Source organism: Candidatus Sericytochromatia bacterium (assembly GCA_035285325.1).
Classification (GTDB): domain Bacteria; phylum Cyanobacteriota; class Sericytochromatia; order S15B-MN24; family JAQBPE01; genus JAYKJB01.
Window position 1 is genome coordinate 1 of the sequence record JAYKJB010000025.1, and the last position, 19,569, is coordinate 19,569.

19 protein-coding genes are annotated in these 19,569 nt (G+C 67.2%); 7 read left to right on the forward strand and 12 right to left on the reverse strand.

Going from position 1 to position 19,569, the window contains the following annotated elements; all coding sequences use genetic code 11:
- Window positions 1-1,041 (forward strand): flagellar filament capping protein FliD (gene fliD, locus VKP62_04370; protein MEB3196418.1); only part of this gene is annotated, 1,041 nt, incomplete at its 5' end.
- A 56-nt stretch (window positions 1,042-1,097) separates the two neighbouring features.
- On the opposite strand, the gene VKP62_04375 is transcribed toward fliD, so the two are convergent.
- The 8 genes from VKP62_04375 to VKP62_04410 all read right to left on the reverse strand — a co-directional run bounded on the left by VKP62_04375 (window position 1,098) and on the right by VKP62_04410 (window position 9,620).
- Entirely contained in the window at window positions 1,098-2,180 is a 1,083-nt protein-coding gene (locus tag VKP62_04375; GenBank protein ID MEB3196419.1) for a type IV pilus twitching motility protein PilT, read from the reverse strand.
- 15 nt (window positions 2,181-2,195) lie between these two features.
- Entirely contained in the window at window positions 2,196-2,765 is a 570-nt protein-coding gene (locus VKP62_04380; protein MEB3196420.1) for a hypothetical protein, read from the reverse strand.
- 99 nt (window positions 2,766-2,864) lie between these two features.
- Window positions 2,865-4,139, reverse strand: a complete 1,275-nt coding sequence (gene serS, locus VKP62_04385; protein MEB3196421.1) for a serine--tRNA ligase — start codon at window positions 4,137-4,139, stop codon at window positions 2,865-2,867.
- Between the two features lie 198 nt (window positions 4,140-4,337).
- Window positions 4,338-5,018 (reverse strand): Crp/Fnr family transcriptional regulator, encoded by a 681-nt coding sequence (locus tag VKP62_04390; protein MEB3196422.1) that lies wholly within the window; start codon window positions 5,016-5,018, stop codon window positions 4,338-4,340.
- A 459-nt stretch (window positions 5,019-5,477) separates the two neighbouring features.
- Entirely contained in the window at window positions 5,478-6,128 is a 651-nt protein-coding gene (locus VKP62_04395; protein ID MEB3196423.1) for a hypothetical protein, read from the reverse strand.
- Window positions 6,129-6,147: 19 nt separating this feature from the next.
- Complete coding sequence (locus VKP62_04400; protein MEB3196424.1) at window positions 6,148-6,834, reverse strand: hypothetical protein; 687 nt, start codon at window positions 6,832-6,834, stop codon at window positions 6,148-6,150.
- A gap of 28 nt (window positions 6,835-6,862) precedes the next feature.
- The gene (locus tag VKP62_04405; GenBank protein ID MEB3196425.1) at window positions 6,863-7,459 is read right to left on the reverse strand and encodes a hypothetical protein; all 597 of its coding nucleotides are present in this window, start codon (window positions 7,457-7,459) and stop codon (window positions 6,863-6,865) included.
- A gap of 310 nt (window positions 7,460-7,769) precedes the next feature.
- Window positions 7,770-9,620: a hypothetical protein gene (locus VKP62_04410; GenBank protein ID MEB3196426.1), complete on the reverse strand. Its 1,851-nt coding sequence runs from the start codon at window positions 9,618-9,620 to the stop codon at window positions 7,770-7,772.
- 375 nt (window positions 9,621-9,995) lie between these two features.
- Between VKP62_04410 and VKP62_04415 the strand changes: the two genes are divergently transcribed.
- From VKP62_04415 to VKP62_04425, 3 genes are all read left to right on the forward strand, one after another.
- On the forward strand, window positions 9,996-11,228 hold the full coding sequence (locus VKP62_04415; protein ID MEB3196427.1) for a S8 family peptidase: 1,233 nt from the start codon (window positions 9,996-9,998) through the stop codon (window positions 11,226-11,228).
- A 156-nt stretch (window positions 11,229-11,384) separates the two neighbouring features.
- Window positions 11,385-12,611, forward strand: a complete 1,227-nt coding sequence (locus VKP62_04420; GenBank protein ID MEB3196428.1) for a S8 family peptidase — start codon at window positions 11,385-11,387, stop codon at window positions 12,609-12,611.
- Window positions 12,611-13,528, forward strand: coding sequence for a pseudouridine-5'-phosphate glycosidase (locus VKP62_04425; protein MEB3196429.1), 918 nt, complete (start codon window positions 12,611-12,613; stop codon window positions 13,526-13,528). Before VKP62_04420 ends, VKP62_04425 begins: the two co-directional genes overlap by 1 nt.
- 30 nt (window positions 13,529-13,558) lie before the next feature.
- Here the strand turns inward: VKP62_04425 and VKP62_04430 are convergent, their stop codons facing one another.
- Both VKP62_04430 and VKP62_04435 read right to left on the reverse strand, forming a co-directional pair.
- Window positions 13,559-14,476, reverse strand: coding sequence for a hypothetical protein (locus tag VKP62_04430; GenBank protein ID MEB3196430.1), 918 nt, complete (start codon window positions 14,474-14,476; stop codon window positions 13,559-13,561).
- Between the two features lie 311 nt (window positions 14,477-14,787).
- Window positions 14,788-16,089, reverse strand: coding sequence for an LCP family protein (locus tag VKP62_04435; GenBank protein MEB3196431.1), 1,302 nt, complete (start codon window positions 16,087-16,089; stop codon window positions 14,788-14,790).
- Window positions 16,090-16,266: 177 nt separating this feature from the next.
- Between VKP62_04435 and VKP62_04440 the strand changes: the two genes are divergently transcribed.
- The 3 genes from VKP62_04440 to VKP62_04450 all read left to right on the forward strand — a co-directional run bounded on the left by VKP62_04440 (window position 16,267) and on the right by VKP62_04450 (window position 18,498).
- Window positions 16,267-17,496, forward strand: coding sequence for a CehA/McbA family metallohydrolase (locus tag VKP62_04440; GenBank protein ID MEB3196432.1), 1,230 nt, complete (start codon window positions 16,267-16,269; stop codon window positions 17,494-17,496).
- Between the two features lie 92 nt (window positions 17,497-17,588).
- A complete protein-coding gene (locus tag VKP62_04445; GenBank protein ID MEB3196433.1) occupies window positions 17,589-17,981 on the forward strand; it encodes a hypothetical protein in 393 nt (130 codons plus the stop codon).
- Window positions 17,982-18,030: 49 nt separating this feature from the next.
- Window positions 18,031-18,498 (forward strand): hypothetical protein, encoded by a 468-nt coding sequence (locus VKP62_04450; protein ID MEB3196434.1) that lies wholly within the window; start codon window positions 18,031-18,033, stop codon window positions 18,496-18,498.
- 116 nt (window positions 18,499-18,614) lie between these two features.
- Here VKP62_04450 and VKP62_04455 read toward each other — a convergent pair whose 3' ends face one another.
- Both VKP62_04455 and VKP62_04460 read right to left on the reverse strand, forming a co-directional pair.
- Window positions 18,615-19,067, reverse strand: a complete 453-nt coding sequence (locus VKP62_04455; GenBank protein ID MEB3196435.1) for a cytochrome c — start codon at window positions 19,065-19,067, stop codon at window positions 18,615-18,617.
- A 69-nt stretch (window positions 19,068-19,136) separates the two neighbouring features.
- Entirely contained in the window at window positions 19,137-19,469 is a 333-nt protein-coding gene (locus VKP62_04460) for a rhodanese-like domain-containing protein (protein ID MEB3196436.1), read from the reverse strand.
- Window positions 19,470-19,569 lie beyond the last annotated feature (100 nt).

Genomic DNA, 19,569 nt, shown 5'->3' on the forward strand with positions numbered 1-19,569 from the left:
GACACGGACCTGACCACCGTCACGCAGGGGCGTGACGCCAGCATTACCGTGACCCGGCCCGACAACACCAGCCAGACTTACACCAACACCAGTTCGACCGCCGGCACCGGCACCAGCAGTTCCAACCGCTTCACGGCCGCCACCACGGGGCTGACGGGCGTCACCCTGTTCTCGCTGGCCGAGGGAGAGAGCAGCTTCAACATTCGCGAGCGCGAAACCTCCTCCGGCGCCGTCAGCAACACGGCGGTGCAGGAGGCCAGCACCTCGATCGGGGCGATCCGGGACATGATCACCAAGTACAACGAGCTGATTTCCCAGCTCAAAACCGACACCGCCTACGACGTCAACACCCAAAAAGGCGGGCCCCTGTCGAACGATGCCTCGATCGCGGCGCTCAGCGCTCAACTGTCCACCATCTTCAGCGCCCCCTTCACGGAGATCCCGATTGCCACCGGCTACACCTACCCGACGCCGGACACCGGCCTCACGGTCGCCAAGCCCGTGGGCTCCGCCCTGGGAGCCGGAGAATTCGCCGCCCACGACAACGAGGGCTACCGCAATTATCAGGACGTGGGCTTCCGGGTCGAGCGCGATGGCAAGATCACGATCGACGAGGTCAAGCTCAAGGCTGCCCTGACCGCCAAACCGGATGCCGTGCGGCGCTTGTTCGCCTATGAGGACGGGGCGACCCAAGCCGGCAACAGCGCGGTTCTGCTCAACCGGGGCGGCACCAGCACCACGTGGGGAGACGGCATTGCCACGCGGCTGCGCAATTTCGCCAACCAGCAAAGCTCGTCCGTCAGCGCCTTCAATGGCATCGGCTCCAACGGCCAGCGCCTGGAAGGGGCGGTGCTGAGTCGCATTTCGTCGATCGGGCGGCAAAACAGCTTGCTCAATGACGGCATCAAGCGCAACGAAACGCGCCTGGTCGCGCGGGAGCGCATGCTGCGCATCCAGTTCCAAGCGATGGAAAAGGCCGTCTCGAGCCTCAAGACCCAGGGCAACTATCTGCAGAGCCAGTTCAACAAGCAGTCGGGATAACGCGGGGGGCCACTCGTCGACGCCCTGGGAGGGGCTCAAGCCGCTGGCGCAGGCCTTCAGCCGCCCAGGCCGCTGCCGTGGAAGGCGCCGCGCATCATGCGCTGCAATTCGTTCGGGTTGTCGCTGTAGCTGAGCGCGTCGTCGAGCGAGATGATCTCGTCCTGGTAGTAGTTGAAGATGGCATTGTTCATCGACATCATGCCGTCCATGCCCCCCTGGGCGATGATGTCGTAACAGGCCCCGATCTCGTTTTTCATGATCAGGTCGGAGACGGTGGGCGTGCCGATCAGGATTTCATGACAGGCCACGCGCCCCGGGCCATCGCTGCGCTGGATCAGGCGCTGGGCAATGCAGCCGCGCAAGACCACCGACAGTTCGTGCCGCAAGGCCTCGCGTTCGGCCGGCGGAAAGGTATTCATGATGCGGGTGATGGTCTGGACGGAGTCCGTCGTGTGCAAGGTCGACAGCACCAGGTGGCCCGTCTCAGCGGCCTTCATCGCGGCCAGGATGGTTTCCTGGTCACGCATTTCCCCGATCAGAATCACGTCGGGGTCCTGACGCAGGGCATACTTCAGCGCGGTGGGGAAGTTGGTGGTGTCGAGCCCCAACTCCCGCTGGGTCACGATCGACTTCTTGTTCGAGTAGTAAAACTCGATCGGGTCCTCGATCGTGACGATGTGGACATCCTTGGTGGTGTTGATGAAGTCCACCATGGCCGCCAGCGTGGTCGATTTGCCCGAACCCGTCGGCCCCGTCACCAGCACCAGACCCTGCCGTTCAAGCGAGAGCTTCTTCAGGACCGGTGGCAGGTTCAGGTCGTCCATCGGAATCGGTTCCAGCGGAATCACGCGCAGGGCCGCCCCGATGAAGCCTTGCTCCGAGTAGACGTTCATACGAAAGCGGGCCAGGCCTTCGATGATCAGCGACATGTCCATTTCTTTCTGGCGTTCGAAGCGCTCGCGCTGTTCCGAGGTCATGATCGCAAACAGCGACTGACGCGCCTCGTCCGCCGTCAGCGAGGGCCATTCGGTCGGCACGATGCGCCCGTCGATGCGCAGCATCGGGGGGCTGTTGGTCTTGATGTGGATGTCCGAGGCGCCCTTGTGAACGGCCACCCGCAGGAAGTCGAGAATATGCATATCGGCGTGCCCTTCCTATCCAGCCTGCGCCGCAGACGGGGCGGGTGCCTGGGGCGCCGCGGCAGCGACCGCTTGCGCCAGCGGCATGCCCACCATGCGCCCGAGCAAGCGATTGATGTCCATCAGGTCGCGCACGCGGTGCTCGTCACTGGCCTCGGCGGTCCAGTGTTCCGCCAGGGCCCCGCGGTCATTGTTGAACTGAACCTCGAGCTTGACCCGGTTGGGCACATAGTCAGCCCCCTTGATGCCGGCCAGTTCGTCCATCGGAGGGGCCGGATACTCGAACTTGAGTTCGTTGATCAGGTGGATGCGCTTCTTGATGGCCAGGTGCGTCTTGGGATAGAAGTTGATGCGAATGAAGAAGGCCGTGGTCACGAGCACGACGTCGACGGAGTAGTAAGTGAACTCGCGGTCGGCCGTCTGCCCTGAGGTCTCGATGATCGGATAGCAGGCCAGAATTCGGTCCTGAGGATGCACCAGGTCACGGAGGGTCTGGATCAGCACCTGACCGATGAAGGGGGTCTGGGCCGCCTGCTGCAGCAGCTCGTTCAGCTTCGGGTGGCCGTAGGTGGCGTTTCCACTCATCCGATGTTTCCCTTCCAGCAGGCACGCCCCGGTTCACGGCTGGGGCCGCCGCCCTGACCACCGGCTCCCCGCTGGTCCCGCCTGGCACGGCGCAGGGAATCAGACGCCCGCGATCCTCTCTACCCCGCCCATGTAGGGCCTTAACGCCTCCGGCACCGCAATCGAGCCGTCCGCCTGCTGGTAGTTCTCGAAAATCGCGGCGACGGTCCGACCGACCGCCAGACCACTGCCATTCAAGGTGTGCGGGTGATGCAGCTTGCCGGCGGCATCGCGGAAACGCATGTTGCCCCGACGGGCCTGGAAGTCGGTGCAGTTGGAACAGCTGGAAATCTCCCGGTACTTGCCCTGCGCCGGGAACCAGACCTCGAGGTCGTAGGTCTTGGCTGAATTGAAGCCGGTATCGCCCCCGCACAGCAAGACCACCCGGTAGGGCAGGCCGAGGCGCTGCAGGATCGCTTCGGCGTTGGCCACCATGCGCTCCAGTTCGTCGAAACTACCGGCTGGTGGCACGATCTTGACCATTTCCACCTTGTCGAACTGGTGGACGCGGATCATGCCCTTGGTGTCCTTGCCGGCGGCGCCCGCCTCGGAGCGGAAACAGGGCGTGCCGGCCGTCAGGTACATCGGCAGCATCGCCTCGTCGACGATCTCGTCGCGATAGATGTTGGTGAGCGGCACCTCGGCCGTTGGAATCAGGTAATAGGGCGTGCCACTCAGGTGGAACAGCTGGTCCTCGAACTTGGGCAGGTTGCCATTGGCCGTGAGCGTCTCGGCGTTGTTGATGAAGGGCGGCAGCACCTCGGTGTAGCCGTGCTCGCCCGTGTGCATGTCGAGCATCAGGTTCATGACCGCCCGCTCCATCCGGGCGGCCAGGCCCTTCATCAGCACGAAGCGAGAGCCCGCCAGCTTGGCCGCGCGCTCGAAATCCAGAATGCCCAGCGCCTCCCCCAGTTCGTGGTGCCCCTTGGGTTCGTATTCAAAGCTGGCCGGCGTGCCCCAGCGCCGCACCTCCACGTTGGCGTCCTCATCGGCCCCCTCCGGCACGCTGGCGTCTAGCAGGTTCGGGATGGTGAGCATGAAGGCGGCGCGGGCCGCTTCGATCTCGCCCTGGTCGGCCTCCAGCGCCTTGATCTCCTCCGAATGGCCTTTCATGGCGGCCAGCAGGTCGGACGCGTCCTCACCCGCCTGCTTGCGCTTGGCAATCTGGGCACTGGCCGCATTGCGTTCAGCGCGCAGCGCATCCAGCCGGGTCTGGTTCTCGCGGAAGCGCCCATCGAGGTCCTGCAAGGCGGCCAGGTCGAGGCTGCTGTGACGGCGGCGCAGGCTGGTGAGCACCGAGTCCGGGTCCTGGCGAATGAGACGAATGTCGAGCATGGCAAGCCTTTATTTCAACAAGCGACGGGGAAGCGGCCAACAGTCTACGGCTTCTGGGCCACATCAGCCAGCCTCGGGCGGGTCGACGGCACAGGCGGACTGGCGAGGCGAGCGGTACGGTCCCAAAAGCCGAGGGCCGAGCCCCCTGGGGGGCTCGGGCCTCGGCTTGCGTTCTAAGGAGGAAAGGAGACGGAAAACTTACCAGATCTGCAGCTGCTTGGGCTGATTGATGGTGATCTGCTGGTGCGAAATCGAGATGATGCCTTCGTCCTGCAGGCGGTTGAGCGCCCGGGTCACGGTTTCCCGCGAGGAACCGACCATGTTGGCCAGGTCCTGGTGGGTCATCTTGAGATTGATCAGCACCTTGGCGCCGATGGGACGGCCCTCGACTTCGGCCAGGTTCTTGAGCGTGCTGGCAACCCGCTCGTGCACATCCTTGAAGGCGAGGTCCTCGACCTGCTGGTTGACCAGGCGGATGCGCCGGGTCAGGTCGCGCATGATCTTCAGCGCAATGGTCGGATGCTCGATGATCAGCCGCTCGAAATCGCGCTTGTTGAGGGTGAAGACGACGGCCTGCTCATCGAGCACCTCGGCCGTGGCCGACCGGGCTTGCTCATCGAAAATGGCCATCTCGCCGAAAAATTCGCCGGGCTGCATGAGCGCCAGGGTCTTCTCACGGCCGTCTTCGGTGATCTTGGAGATCTTCACGCGACCGGACTTGAGGATGTAGAGGGTATCCCCCCGATCCCCTTCGTGGAAGATGATGCTCTTCTTGGGGAAATTCTTTTCCTGGGTGATGCTAGCGATGCGTTCGAGACTATCCTGTCCGACCCCGCTGAAAATTGAAACGCGTTGGAGAAAAACGAGGCTGTTTCCCATCGGAGGTGTGCTCCCTTTACGAACTGAATCGGGACTGCGGCGTACCCGATTGGCGGCGGGCGGCCCCTCCCATGACGGCGCAGGATAGGTTTTTGAGCCGGCGCTCGGTTGGTGCATGGGCAGGTAACATAACAAGATTAGCGGCGATTATAACACGCTTGCTGTGACGCAAATCATAACGCAAAAAACTCACGCCTGTTAGCCCGGAAAGGCAGCGCGGCCGCCATTTCGGACCTGCGCAGTCCAATTATCTGAGCGCCTGGGATGGGCTTGCCGGACGCAAGGGCACACAGCGGGGCAGCCCCTCCCCGAGGCGGCGACATGCCGCAGGCCTCCAGGCTCGTCAGCCGACGGCGCAACGAACGCGGGCAGCCGACGGCCTCAGCCGAGGCGTCACGGACGATCCCGACCCTCTGGTCCAAAATCGGCGACTGCTGAGCTCGCCGTTCGCACGTGAGGTCAGGCCAGCAGCTGGCGCACGGAGGACTTCACGTCCTGATACAGCTTGGTCTGCCGCAAGAAGGTGTCCGCCACGAGGTAGCCCGCGATGCCCAGGCCCATGCCCACCAGGGTGAGCGGCAGCCCCGTGCCGAGCAGGCCGGCCAACGCGAAGGTGCCCAAGGCGGAGGCAGCGCCTCCAGCCGCCCCGCCCACCACCGCGGACATCATGTCGCCGCTGACGTTGGCGCCGGCGTCAGGCAGCGTCAGCTTGCCGGTGGCCAGCAGATAGCCGTTCACGGCCAGCGTCAACACACCGTTGACCAGGGCCGAACTCTTGACGGCCCCCAACACCGAGCCGAACATGGCGCTGCGACCGGCCTGACCAGCGCGCGCGGCGGTGCTGGCCGACTTGGAGCGCGCGGCCTTGGCAAACAGGCCCTTGGCCTCGCCCACCGCCACGGCGGCGCTGCGGCCCGGCACGGCGCCCGCCACCAGCGGGGCGTACTGCGCCACCGCGCCGATGTAGGCGTCTGTGCCCTGCGGCTGGAAACCAGGGGCGTTGTTCACGGGCACCGTCACAGGCGCCGGCCAACCCGCGGGGGGAGGCGGCGGGGTGGGCGTCGGCAGCGTGGTGGTGGTGAAGTAACCGTTCACGGCGCTGTTGGTCATGGTGCCCTCCTCGCGATATCTACTGGAACTCGACGCGGATGCCGATGCTGCCGCCCATTCCGGTGGTGCCCGTGGCCGTGGGTGGCGTCTCGGCCGCGCCGACGTTGCCCGTGCCTGCGCCGGTCTCGCTGGTTCCCGTCGCGCTCGGATTGCCGGCGGGTGCTGAGGCGGCGGGCGGCGCCAGCGTCACATCCAGCGACAGCTCGGTGATCTCGCCCGCCACCACGCGGGCCACCGTGCGGGTGGTGCCGACGGACTGGTCGGCCGCATCGCGCACGTCGAGTTGCAGGTCGTAGGCGCCTGCCCCCAGGTCCTCGGTCTCCCATTGAGCCGCTGCGCCGGTCAGGGCGAGCGGCACGAGCGCGGACATGGTCGGGTCGGCCTGACTGCTCAGGCGCAGGCGAAGCGAGGCGGCGGGCACGCTCCCCAGCGTGCGAACCTTCACGCGCAGGGCGCCCGCTTCGGCTGCCGGTGCGGGGACCTGCGACGCCACCACCACGGCGGGGGCGCCCGGCATCCGGTTCACGCTGGGGGCCGCCGGCTCGTACTGCGACGCTCGCGGCGGCGGCGTGGGGGTGACCACGGGCACCACGTTGCGCTGCACCTTGCCCGAGCGCTGAGGGGCGGCCGCGGAAGGATTCTTGCCGCAGCCAGTCAAACTCAAGCTCAAGCCCAGCAGGGCTCCGAGCATCCAACGTGCATTCATCGGGCCAGCACCTCCACCGATGGGGGGACTATCCGTTGATGATCGAGACGTTCACGCCCAGACCGGTCTCAGCCGGCTTGGGAGCGGGAATCAGCTTGAGTTGGGCATCGACCATGGTGGTCTGGCCATCCGTCACCTTGGCGGTGGTGGTGCCGGACCCGATCACGGCGGAGGCGGCGTCGGTGGCGGAGAGGTCGAGGGTGTAATCCCCGGCTGCGAGCCCGGTAAAGTTGACGGCGGCCCGACCGTTCACGATCTGACTGCGCTGCACCTCGGCGGTGGCGACGGTCTTCATCAGCAGAAACGAGCGGGTCTTGAGCGTCACGGTGATCTTGGCGATGTCCGCCGCGGTGGCCATCAGCTTGTAGCCGGAGGACTCGGGCCACACGAAGCTCATTGACAGCGTCCCCTGACCGGCGGCCAGCGCGGGAGCCACGACCGTCAGCGCTTCCCGCTGGACGTTCACGCGCCGGGTGTCGAGCGGCAGATGCTGGCGCTCCAGCACGGGCTTGGCCGCCGCGGCCTTTACGGCCACGGGCCTGACCACCGTCAACGGGGCGGCCGTGCTACAGCCGGAGAGCACCATCGCGAGGGTGGCCAGGGCGATCACGTGCTGCCGTTCCATCGGGAAAACCTCCATCGTGCGGGGGTGATTGAGCCTCTCTGAAGACCTTATGGGCGACAGACGGGCAGAGACTTCGGGTTTTAACCGAAATATAGATGACCCATAACCAGCTCAGCCCGACGGCCGCGGCGCGACCCGCGGAGCGCTACGCGCCGGAAACCGGCCAGGCGCCTCCAGGTCGAAGGAGGTCAGCGACCAGCCACGCCGCGATCAAGGGAGGGGGCTCGCGATGCCGGCCCGGCTCGTGGAACCGTCGCGCGGAGGCCCCTTGGGGCGGCTCAAGCGGCGAGGAACGCCCCGCTCAGGCGACTCAGAACCCCCAGCGCAGCCACAGGCGGCGAACCCTGGCCGCGCGACTGTCGCAGATCAGCAGGTTGCCGTCCGGTTCGAGCAGCAGATCGTGCGGCTCGCTGAAGGCGATCGACATCGCCTCACCATCCTCGGTGTAAGTGCCGCCGCCTGCCAGCGTGCGGATCACCCCATCGGTTCCGACCACCCGGATGCGCCGGGAGCCGCGTTCGGAGATGTACAGGCGGCCCTGCGGGTCGAGGGCCACCCCATAGGGACTGCTGAGGTTGGCCGCCACGGCCGGACCGCCGTCGCCCGCGCTGCCCTCGCTGCCATTCCCGGCCACCGTCGAGACCAGCTTGGACTGCACGTCGTACTTGCGCACGCGGTGATTGCGAACGTCGGCGAAGTAGATGTTGTTTTGACTATCGACGGCCACCTGATTGACGTAGTTGATCTGGGTCTCGCGCCCCGGCTTGCCGTCACCATTGAAGCCGTGCGCCCCATCGACCCCCACCAAGGTGGTGATCACGCCGCTCTTTTCGATGCGACGGATGTGATGCCAGGACCCCCCGTCATTGTCCCAGCTGTCGGCAAAAATGAGGTTGCCCAGACTGTCGAGCGTCAGCCCCCGCACCCCCGCCAGGCGCGCCTGGCTGGCGGGCCCGCCATCGCCGGCGAAATCGTTGAGAAACGCTCCGTTGGCCTGCTGGGGATTGCCGGCCACGGTGTTGATCGTGCCGTCCGCCAGGTTGATGGCCCGCACGCGCATGTTGAGCGTATCCGCCACGTACAGCACACCCCCCGGCGCCGCGAACACGGCCCGTGGCCACCACAGCCCGGCATCCTTGGCCTGCCCCCCATCGCCACTGAACTGAGGCGTGCCCTTGCCGGCCAGCGTCTGGATGAGGCCATCGGGCGTCACCTTGCGAATCAGGTGGTTGCCCTCGTCGGCGATGTAGAAGTTGCCTTGCGCATCACGCGCCACGCCCTTGGGTTTGTACAGCTGGGCCTTGACGGCGGGTTGCCTGTTGCCGCCAAAGCCGCTCTCCCCGCTACCGGCCAGGGTCGTGACCGCCAGCACCCGCTTGCCGAGCAGCTTGGCCCACATCTCTCCCAGGCCCTGCTTGTTGAGGCCCACGGCCAGCGCATAGGCCTGGTTCATGTCTCCGATGCGTCCGATCGCCAGGTCCGGTTCGGCCAGTTCCCCCTGGTCGAGGGCCTGCTGCGTGAGGTCGGTCAGGCTCGGCAGCAGGCTGAGGTCGAAATCGGCCATGGTCTTGCCGACCGCAGCCGCTCGTGCCCGCAAGAATTCCGTCACATAGGTGGTGGCCAGGCTCACATCCACCACGTTTCGCCCGGATCTGGCCACCGTGAAGCCCACCTCACGTCGATTGTCGGCCAGGATGACGTTCACGATCACGACCTCGCCCACGGGCACGCCCGAGGCAAACTCGTAGCGCCCCAGGCTATTGGTATACGCCGTGATGGGGCGACCATCCTGGGCATAGAAGCGCTCGCTGGGATCGGTCAGGTAAACGATGGCGTTGCCGATCGGTTGCTGTTTCACGGCCGCCAGCGCGTAGCGGGCCTGATTGTTGGCGACGATTGCCCCGCCGGTGGTCAATCGGGCCTGGTTGTTGGCGACGATGTTGCCCCCCGCCAGCCCGGCCGGGCCGATCGCCAGGCCGGAAACCCGCGCGGGCCCGCTGGCCTGCCGCAGGGCCACCCCTGGCGCGGCGACCCGGGAGCTGACGGTCATGGCCACATTGGGCGTACTGCCACTGGCACAGGCCACCAGGCAGCCCATCAGGCTGAGCGCCGTCAGCGCGCGCCATCCGAATAACCTGGCCCTCGTGGCAACCTGACTCATGGGTTCGCTCTCCTCGCCCCCTCTATATACCGCGTGAACCCCCTTTCCTTGTGCCAACCAAGGCAACCAAGCAGGCGCCACGGGGAGTTCCCCACGCGCAAGCGCACCCCAGGCGAAGAGGGGGTTCGCTTGATGGCCGGACCGTCAGCGACGCCGGTGCTCAGGTCTCACACCGCTGCAGCGGTGGAAAAGGCGCCAGCGGTGGGTCGGTTCAGGAAGCGTCGATGACACGTGCGCCCGTCCCTCTTGAGGTTAAATTCAGTTTAATGATATCCTAAGCGAACTCATCGCGCTGATCGCGCAGATGCAGGAAACGCCCGATGGCCGGTGCGGGGGTGCGTCGCAAGGAGCCCCGCCGCGGAAGGAGCAAGCCACATGAACCGTCGTCCGATCACCACCTCCCTGTTGCTGGGCCTGGCGCTGTTTGGCTGCAACCGGGCTGTCACGCCCCTGGCGCCGGCGGCTGCAGGCTCGGGCCTGGCCGCCCAGAATGTGACCGGGGAGCTGCTGGTGGCGCTGAAGCCTGGCCTGACCCGCGCGGCTTACGGGCGCCTGCAAGCCGACCTGGGTCTGCAGACGGTCCGTCGCGTGGCCCCCCTCGCGATCGAGGTCGTCCGTCCCCGTGGTCCGGTCGCCGAGGCGCTGCAGGCGCTGCAAGGCCGGCCGGAGGTGCGCTGGGTTGAGGCCAATGCGAAGGAAAGCCTGCCCCCGCTGCGCAAGCTGGACGCGCCCCAGACGTCCCCACAGCGGGCCGAGGAAGGCGACCCCCTGCGCGACAAGCAATGGGGCCTGGCCAAGGTGCAGGCACCTGAGGCCTGGGCGGTGACGCCGGGTCGCAAGGACGTGGTGCTGGCCATCATCGACACCGGCATCGACTACAATCACCCGGACCTGGCCGGGCGCGTGATCAAGGGCCGCGACTTCGTGAACAACGACGACGACCCGATGGACGGTCATGCCCACGGCACGCACTGTGCCGGCATTGCAGGCGCCAGTGCCAACAATGGTATCGGCATCTCAGGCGTGGCTCCCGGCGTGACCCTCATGGCCGTCAAGGTGCTGTCCGACCAGGGGTCGGGCTCGACCGACGGCGTCTGCGCCGGCATCGCCTGGGCGGCGGACCAGGGCGCCAAGGTGATCAGCCTGAGCCTGGGAGGCCCCGGCGGCAAGCAAGCCAAGCAAGAGGCCGTCGACTATGCCCGCGCCAAGGGGGCCGTGGTGGTGGCGGCCATGGGCAACAACGGGGGCAACGTGGCCGTCTATCCCGGCGCCTCGACCGGCGTCATCTCGGTGGGCGCCACCACGGCCGATGACACCCGGGCCTCATTCTCCAATTTTGGCACCTGGATCACCGTGACGGCCCCTGGACATACCATTCTCTCGACCGTGCCGGGCGGTGCCTACCAGGCCTATTCGGGCACCTCGATGGCCACCCCCTTCGTGGCGGGCCTGGCGGCCCTGCTGCGCAGCGCCGCACCGGACCTGTCCGAGGAGGCGCTGCGTCAGCGCATCACCTCGTCGGCCGCGGATCTGGGGAAAACCGGCTTCGACCCTCAGTTTGGCCACGGCCGCATCAACGTGCTCAAGGCCCTGTCCGCGTCGCGCTGACCGGCGGTCATCAGCGGTTCCCGCTCCCTGAACGGGAAAACGATGTCCCCACTGCCACCAGGCGGTGGGGATTCTTTCGGGGAATAGATATGGTTAAGCGATGGTTAATTTTATAATAAGAAGGTCCAGCACCCCGTCCTGCCAGGAGCCACTGCCTTGACTCGCCCCCTGTCGTTTACCGCGTTGCTCGCGGCCTTCACCCTCTCGGCCTGCGCCCCCGCGCTGGCCCCTGCCGCTCCGCCCCGCGAGGCGCCAGCGGGCCTCACGGCTCAGGCGCGCGCGCGCGAACTGCTGATCGGCCACACCCGCGGCCAGGGCGCCGCCCTGCGGGCCAGCCTGTCGAACCAGTGGGGCCTGGCCGTGGTGGATGCGATTCCGGCGCTGGACGTGGTCGTGGTCAAAGCCCCCACGGACCTGGCGGGTACGCTCTCCCGCCTGCGCCGCGCGCCGGGCGTGCGCTTCGTCGAAGCCAACGCGGTGGAAACCCTGCCCGCGCTCCAGCGAGAGCCCTTGCTGCTGACGCCCCGACCGACGGCCGATGATCCGCTGAGCGAGCAGCAGTGGGGGCTGGAAAAAGCGCGCGTGCGCGAAGCCTGGCGCATCACGCGCGGCAGCCGCGACACGCGCATCGCCATCATCGACACCGGCATCGATTACACCCATCCCGACCTCGCGGACCACGTCGTGAAGGGCCCGGACTTCGTGAACGGCGACGATGACCCGATGGACGACAACACCCACGGCACGCACTGCGCCGGCATTGCAGGCGCCAGCGCCGAAAACGGCATCGGGGTGGCCGGCGTGGCCCCCGGCGCCACCCTGATGGCCGTCAAGGTCATGGACAAGCAGGGAACGGGCGAGGTCGCCAACATCTGCAAGGGCATCGTCTGGGCCGCGGACCAGGGCGCGCACGTGATCAGCGTGAGTTTGGGCGGGCGCGGCGGTCCGGAAGCCAAGCAGGCCGCGGTGGATTACGCCCGCAGCAAGGGCGCGCTGGTGGTGGCCGCCATGGGCAATGACGGCCAGTTTCTGGCCTTCTATCCCGCCGCCAACAAGGGCGTCTTTGCGGTCGGCGCCACCACTCAGCAGGACACCCGGGCCGATTTCTCGAACATGGGCGTCTGGATGAGCGTGACGGCGCCTGGTCACAAGATCCTCTCGACCGTGCTGCGCGGCGGCTACTGGGCCCTGTCCGGCACCTCGATGGCCACACCGCATGTGGCCGGCCTGGCGGCCCTGGTGAAGAGCCGAAAACCGGACATGACGGCCGAGGCGATCGCCCAGCAGATCCGCCGCCACGCCCAGGACCTCGGCAAGCCAGGCTTCGACGAGGAGTACGGCCACGGGCGGATCGACGCCGAACGCACCCTGGCAGGGCTGTGATGCAAGCCGTGAGCCCCATTCAGTTCTCCGAGGAAGTGGCCGCCGCCAGGCAGGCAGGCCAGCCCCTGGTGGCCCTGGAAACCACCATCCTGACCCACGGCATGCCCTGGCCGGCCAACGTGGAAACGGCCCTGGAGGTCGAGGCGATCATCCGGGCAGGCGGGGCCGTGCCCGCCACCATGGCGATCCTGGGCGGCGTCCCGCGCGCGGGCCTGACCCGGGCCGAGCTCGAAACGCTCGGGCGCGCCACCGGCGTGATCAAGGCCAGCCGGCGCGATCTGGCCGTGCTGGCGGCCCAGGGAGCCGATGGCGCCACGACCGTGGCCGGCACCATGGTGCTGGCCCACATGGCCGGGATCGCGGTCTTCGTTACCGGAGGCATCGGGGGTGTTCACCGAGGGGCCACACGCTCCATGGACGTCTCCGCCGACCTGCTGGAACTGGCCCGCACGCCGGTCGCGGTGGTCTGCGCCGGCGTGAAGAGCATCCTGGACATCGGCCTCACGCTCGAAGTGCTGGAAACCCACGGCGTCCCCGTGCTGGGGTACGGCACGGATCGCTTCCCGGCCTTTTACGTGCCGGATTCCGGCCACGAGGTGCCGGCCCGGGTCGACAGCCCTGCGGCGGCGGCGGCCGTGATCGCGACGCAGCGCGCCTGGGGGCTGGGCGGGGTGGTGGTGGCCAATCCGATTCCGGCCGCCGAGGCGATCGCCGGGGAAGCCATCGAGGCCGTGATCGCGGCCACCCTGGCGGACGCCGAGGCGCAGGGCGTCACGGGCAAGGCCATCACGCCGTGGGTGCTTGCCGAACTGAACCGGCGCACGGCCGGGGCGAGCCTGTCGGCCAACATGGCCTTGATCCGGCACAACGCCAGGCTGGGCGCGGCGATCGCCGTGGCGCTGGCCGAACGAAGCTGAAGCGGCGGTCGGTCGGCGCGCGGCTCCGCCTCAGGCGCCGTTGCGCACCCGGAAGGGCAGGCGGTTGAGCGAATCACGCACCCGAGGATTGGCCAGCAGTTCCTGAGCTCGGTCACCCAGACCGCCATCCGTCAGCGACGGTTCCTCCCGTGGGGTGACCGGCAATCCCCCCGGACGACGCAGGCTGCGGCCGCCATCGTCAGCCTGAAAACCGGGCTGCTGGGGGAGACCGGGCTGAGGCATCATCGGCACGGAAGGCAGCGGCACGCCAGGCAGATAAGGCGCGGCGGGCGGGGAGGCTTCGTTCGAACCGCGTTCACCTTGGTCGTCGATGATGGCGGCGATCGTCTCCATGCGGGGATCCGGCGCACCGCCGAGCAGGGCCTTGAGGGCTGCGGCCACCACGATCAGGCCCATCCCGACGAGGGCGGTCGAGCCAATGCCGACCGCGATCTTGGGGGCCAGCACGATCGCCGCGGACTTGATCACCTCGAGCGCCGCGCCACCGCTGGCGACCACCCAGATGGTCCCGCCGAGGAAAGCTGCCGCCCCGGCATAGCCCGCGCCTTCGATGCTGCGGCGCGCCATTGCAGCCAGCACGTCCATGGCCTCCTTGATACCCACGGCCGTCCCACGCACGACACGCTGCGTGAAGGTGCTCATCTCGTCATCGAAGTGCAGCAGCATCGCGGGCGCCCCGTTCAACTGGATGTCGGGCTCACCGCTCTGGTTGCGGAAGGAGAGGTCGAGTTCCCGGCCGTAGACCACCACCCGCTGGCGCTTTCCTTCGGGCGTGCGAACGGCCAGGATCAGCTCATCCAGGCCATTGTTCTTGGTGGCCAGGGCAGCCTGGTCAGGCGAGATGCCTGGGCGCAGTGGCGCGACGCCTTGCTTGGCGACAGGCAGCCCGTTGATGGTCAGTACGTCGTTGCCGCGAATGACTGGCATGAGGGTCCCTTTCGGTGTCCGCCTCGGAGGCGAACAGAAGCTGTTAAGGGTATCGCCGGTTCGGGGGCAAAACCTGCTTAATTTCCCGTTAATAATTGACTAACAAATGATCAATTGTTCACCGCACGTGAGAGCCGTCGCTCCGGAGGCTCGCTTCAGGCGGAGCTCAGGCCTCCTGCTCCGGTTCGATCAGGCCCGGACGTGATCGGATGGCCCAGCGAGGTCGAGAGGGACAGGGTGGTTCCGGTCGGCCCGGGGGGCTTCGGGCGGGCCCCCCACCGCGCTGCCTTCAGCCGACGGGCACCACCGACTCAATGAAGACGCGCGGCCCAATCGCGCCCCATCACCACCGTCATGTCAAAGCCCATGATCCCGGTCGCCTCGACGCGGATGTCCCGGGCCGCGATCACGCGCGCGAGATGGTCGGCGGAGCCTTCGTCGCCGTTCTGGGCAATCACCTGGGTGGTCACATGGCCCAGTTGCGGTTCGCGTCCGGCGTACTGGATGTGCCCGTAGCCCGCCTGCGACAGGGCGCGCTCCAGGCGCGTGATGGCCTGGCGATCGCCCACGCCGTCGCGCAACGCGACCCGCAGATCACGCGGCGACGCCAGGGGGGTGGAGACCCCATTGACCAGAAAGGCCTGGGCCAGACGACGGGTGGCCGGCAGGTCGGGCAGCCAGTACCAGCCGCCCGCGACGATCGCCTCCCGACCCGGCACCATCACCATGCGCACATGACGCTGGTTGAGGTCACGCACCCAGTTGGCCACCCGGATGATCTCCCCCATGGAGAGGTCCGTCTCCAGGTTTTCCCGCACCAGGCCGACCAGTTCCGGCAACAACAGCAGGTTCCGCGCCGTCAACCATTGCGCCCAGGCGGCCTGCAGAAACATCTGCTGCCGCTGAATGCGGCCGATGTCGCCCCGGCCGTCATGGCGGAAGCGCAGAAAGTCGTGGGCCATCCGACCATCCAGGTGGTTGGGTCCCTTGTTGAGGCGAATGTGCAACTTCCCCGTGAAGTCGTCATAGCGATAGTTTTGAGGCAGGTCGAGATCGATGCCGCCCAGTGCGTCCACCAGTTGAATCACCGCCCGGGTGTTCACCAGCACGTACCGGTCGATCTGGACGCCGAGCAGGTCGGCCACCGTCTGCGCGGCCAGCACGGGCCCCCCGTAGGGATTGGCGGCATTGATCTTGAAGGTGCCGTGACCTTCGATCGGGACGCGTGTGTCGCGGGGAATCGAGATGGCGCGAACATCCTGGCGAGCCGGGTCGAAGCGCGCCAGCAGCATGGTATCGGTGTTGCCGCGCAAGCCCTGGGTGCGCAGCCCGTGACGCTGCTCCCAGGTCACGTCCGAAGCCAGGAAGAGCACGTGCAGCGGTTCAGCCAGCTGGGTCATGCGGCGCTCGATCGGCGCTACTTCATCGGGCGGCGGCGACAGCGGCGCGACGGCCCGCGGCGCGGGGGCGGCTTGCCCCAGCAGGTGGTTCATGGTGGCCCCTGCCACCATGCCGGTGAGCGCCGCGAGCGCCAGCGCGACCAGGGCCGCTCCGCGACCTGGCTGTCTGCGCCGACGACGCCGTCGGCGCCGGATGGGATCTTCAACCGCCATGCACGCTCTCCGCTTGACTGCCATTATAGCCCGCGCACGGCCCGACTTACACGGACGAGCCGATAAGAGGACTTTAACCAAGCTTAACGTCATCTTTTCCTTGGCCACGGCCATAATGGGGCCAGGAGGGCAGTCGCGAGACCCCTCCCTGCCCCGCACCAATGGATGGGATGCCAGATGCAACGCCACCTGACGCCTTGGTTTGCCGGTCTGTCGCTGCTGCTCGCCGCGGGCTGTGGCGCCTCGTCGCAACCGCCCGCCGGCCCCAGCCTGGCGGCCTCCCAGATCGCCACGATCCGAGCAGACCGCGTGGGGCCCGCCCAGTACCGCGTCTACCAGGGCATCACCCACACCCACGTGGCCGAAAACGGCGATGACGGGCAAGGCACGCTCAGTGAGGCCTACGAGTTCGCCCGCAACCGCGCCAAACTGGACTTCCTGGCAGTCTCCTCGCACTCCCACATGATCACGGACGAGGGCTACCGGGTCATGAAGGCGGCGGCCAAGGCTTACACCAGCGAGGGCAAGTTCGTGGCCTTGCTGGCGCAGGAGTGGAGTTCCATCTCCAAGGGCGGCCACATCAACATTTTCGAAGCCAACGAGCGATGCCCCTTGCCTAATGGGGCGTGGGACGACTTTTACCAGCGTTGGCTGCCCAACCACCCGGAAGTGGGCTGGGTGCAGTTCAATCACCCGCACCCCAGCAACCCGCTGGAATTCGGCGGCCTTTCTTTCTCGCCCGTGCTACGGGCCCAGGCCTCCGTGGTGGCGCTGGACAAGGTGACGGGCATCGCGCTGCTGAATGGTCCGGGCAAGTATGAGAAGCCTGACATGAAGGGGGAACCGGACGACTGGGATCGCGGCGTCAACCACCTCAACTATGAGGTCGAATACACCGACTACCTGAACCGCGGCTGGCGCCTGGGCGCCCTGGGGGACCAGGACAACCACGTGAAAAACTGGGGGCTCGCCACTCCCACCCGCACCGGCATCTGGGCGCGCGCGCTCGATCGTCGGGGCGTGGTCGAGGCCATGCAGGCCCGCCGCACCTTTGCCTCCTTCGATCCGAACCTGTCTCTGTGGCTCTCGATCGGCAACACCGAGATGGGCGGCACCCTGCCCAGCGCCGGCGAGGCGACCGCCCTGGTGGAGGTGGCGGATCCGGACAGCACGATCCAGCGGGTCGAGCTGTTTGCCGACCTGGACGGCGTGGGCGGCAAGCCGGCGCAGATCATCGCCAAGCAAGCCGTGGGCGCCAAGGGAGCGCGCTGGAAAATTCCTTTGCCGGCCGCGCGACCCGGCGGTTACTTCTTCGCCAAGGTGGTCTACCACGACAACAAAGCCTGGGCCTGGTCGAGCCCCATCTGGGTCGGCGGAGCCGCATCCAGAGACGCCCGACGTCCTTGACACGCTTCTCCCCTCTGTGGAATATTGGGACGCCGTTTCGTTGTGGCGGCTTCCTGACCTGATTGGGGTCCGATTTTTGGAGGACGATTCCTTTGAGTACGATGCGTCAACTTTTCGCGGCCGCGCTGTTCACCTCCAGTGTGATGCTCCTGGCTGGCTGCCCCTCGACCACGGGCGCGAACGTGCCTGGCATGGGTGATCTCCTGGCTGGCGCCTCGCCCACCCCGTCGCCGACCGTGTCCACGGGTCCTGCCTCGGCCTCTGATTGCAAGGCCGAGAAGCCCGCTCTCGACCCCATCAAGGGCACGCCTGCGATGGGCCGCTACAACGGCCAGGGCCTGCCGGGCGATTACGGCGTCTACACCACCGAAGAGAAGGTGACCGAAGCGATTGGCAAGCAGGAAAACGGTCCGAACTGGGCCTGCTTCCAGAAGTTCTATCCGGGCGCCGTCACGGTGTACCTCCAGAACAAGCCCAAGAAGTAAGCGATTCCGCACGTCCCCCGGCCCACGGCCGGGGGATTTTTTTGTCTGGTTGACTGTGATGATGTGGCTCGCACCGCCGCTGGCGGCCGTGGTTGTGATTCCTCCGCCTGCTCAGGCTGACACCCGTCGCCTGCGTCTGTCCTGGGGTGCCGGGCTCGGTCTGCCGGAAGGGCTGCATACCGGACTTTGGGGCCGCTCCGCTTCCCTGGAGGCCTCGCTGGTCGCGGGCAGCTGGTTCGCGCCGCTTCCCCTGATCACCGCGGCCGGTCGCTGGTTTCTCCCCGCCCCCTTCCAAGCCTTTTCCGTCGGGGCAGGGGCCAGTCTGCCGCTCCGGCCCAGCCTGGAGACTGCGCTGGGCTTCTTCGATGCCGGCTGGCGCTGGCAGGGAGCGCACGGCTTCCTCGACCTCGCTGTCGGGCCCAACCCGGTGGCCTGGGGGCCGGGTGGCCTGCAGCACGTCCCGGAGGGGCTACGAGGCCTGCCGCGTTTGCGCGTGGGCGGGGCCTGGACCTTCTGAACGACCAGGTAGAGGCCTGGTCCGCACCGGGATGGAGCCCAGCCCGTGTTCGGCCACCACGGGCTGCCTCGTCGTGCCTGCGCGGGGAAGCCGGCGACGCACCGAGGGAGCCCCGTTCAGGGCGCGATCGCCTTCGACGCCTCTCGGCTGGCGCGCGCCGACTCCACCTGGCGTCGCACCTTGGCCACATCGCTGGGGGCCACCGGGCCTGCTCCCAGCACGAACTGGGCGCGCGCATAACTGACCAGCGCGGCGGCCTCGGTGTCCGAGAGGTAGCGCGCAAAGCCTCCCATGCGGGCCTCCCACTGGCGCCCGGCCACGGGGCGCCCCGACAAGCCATACAGGGTGACGTAAATCGCCCCCCACGGGTCTGGCGCCGCGAGCAAGGGGTCGTCGCGCAAGGGGGGGAAGTGACCGGGCACCCCCTTGCCGCTCTCGCCGTGGCAAGTGCTGCAGTGCTGGGCATACAGGCGCCGACCATCTGCGGCATAGGGAAGGTCAGTCAGGGCCTGGCCCTTTTCCAGCGGGTAGCCCTTCTCGCGCCACTCCCGCAGACCGCCCTTGAGCACCAGCAAACGGGTGTAGCCGTGGATATCTGAAAGCCTGCGCGCCGCACCGGCGCTGCTGTGTTCGTCCGGTCAGGCACAGTAGAGCACGATCTGGCGATCGCGCGGGAGGTCCTTCAAGCGCTGGTCGATCTGACTGTACGGCACGCTGATGGCGCCAGGCAGGTGTTCCATATCGAAGGCCTCACGGGAGCGCACATCGACGATCAGCCAGTCCTGAACCGACTGACGCTTCTGATGGAGTTCCGTCGTGCCGATCGTGGCCGGTTCCAGCAATGGACTGGCCACTTCCGGGTGCGGTGCGGCCTGCGTGCGCGGGGCATCGCCCCGATCATCCGCCGAGACCGAGGGGCAGCCTGTCACCAGGACCAGCAGCCAGGCCCAGTTCAACCAGCGTTTGCCCACGTGCTTCCTCCTCGACGCTCCGAGAATCGATGATGCCTCCGACCGGTCCATGTTCCAACCTGAGCCAGGACGGGTCAAGCGGCAGGCCTCATGCTCGCCG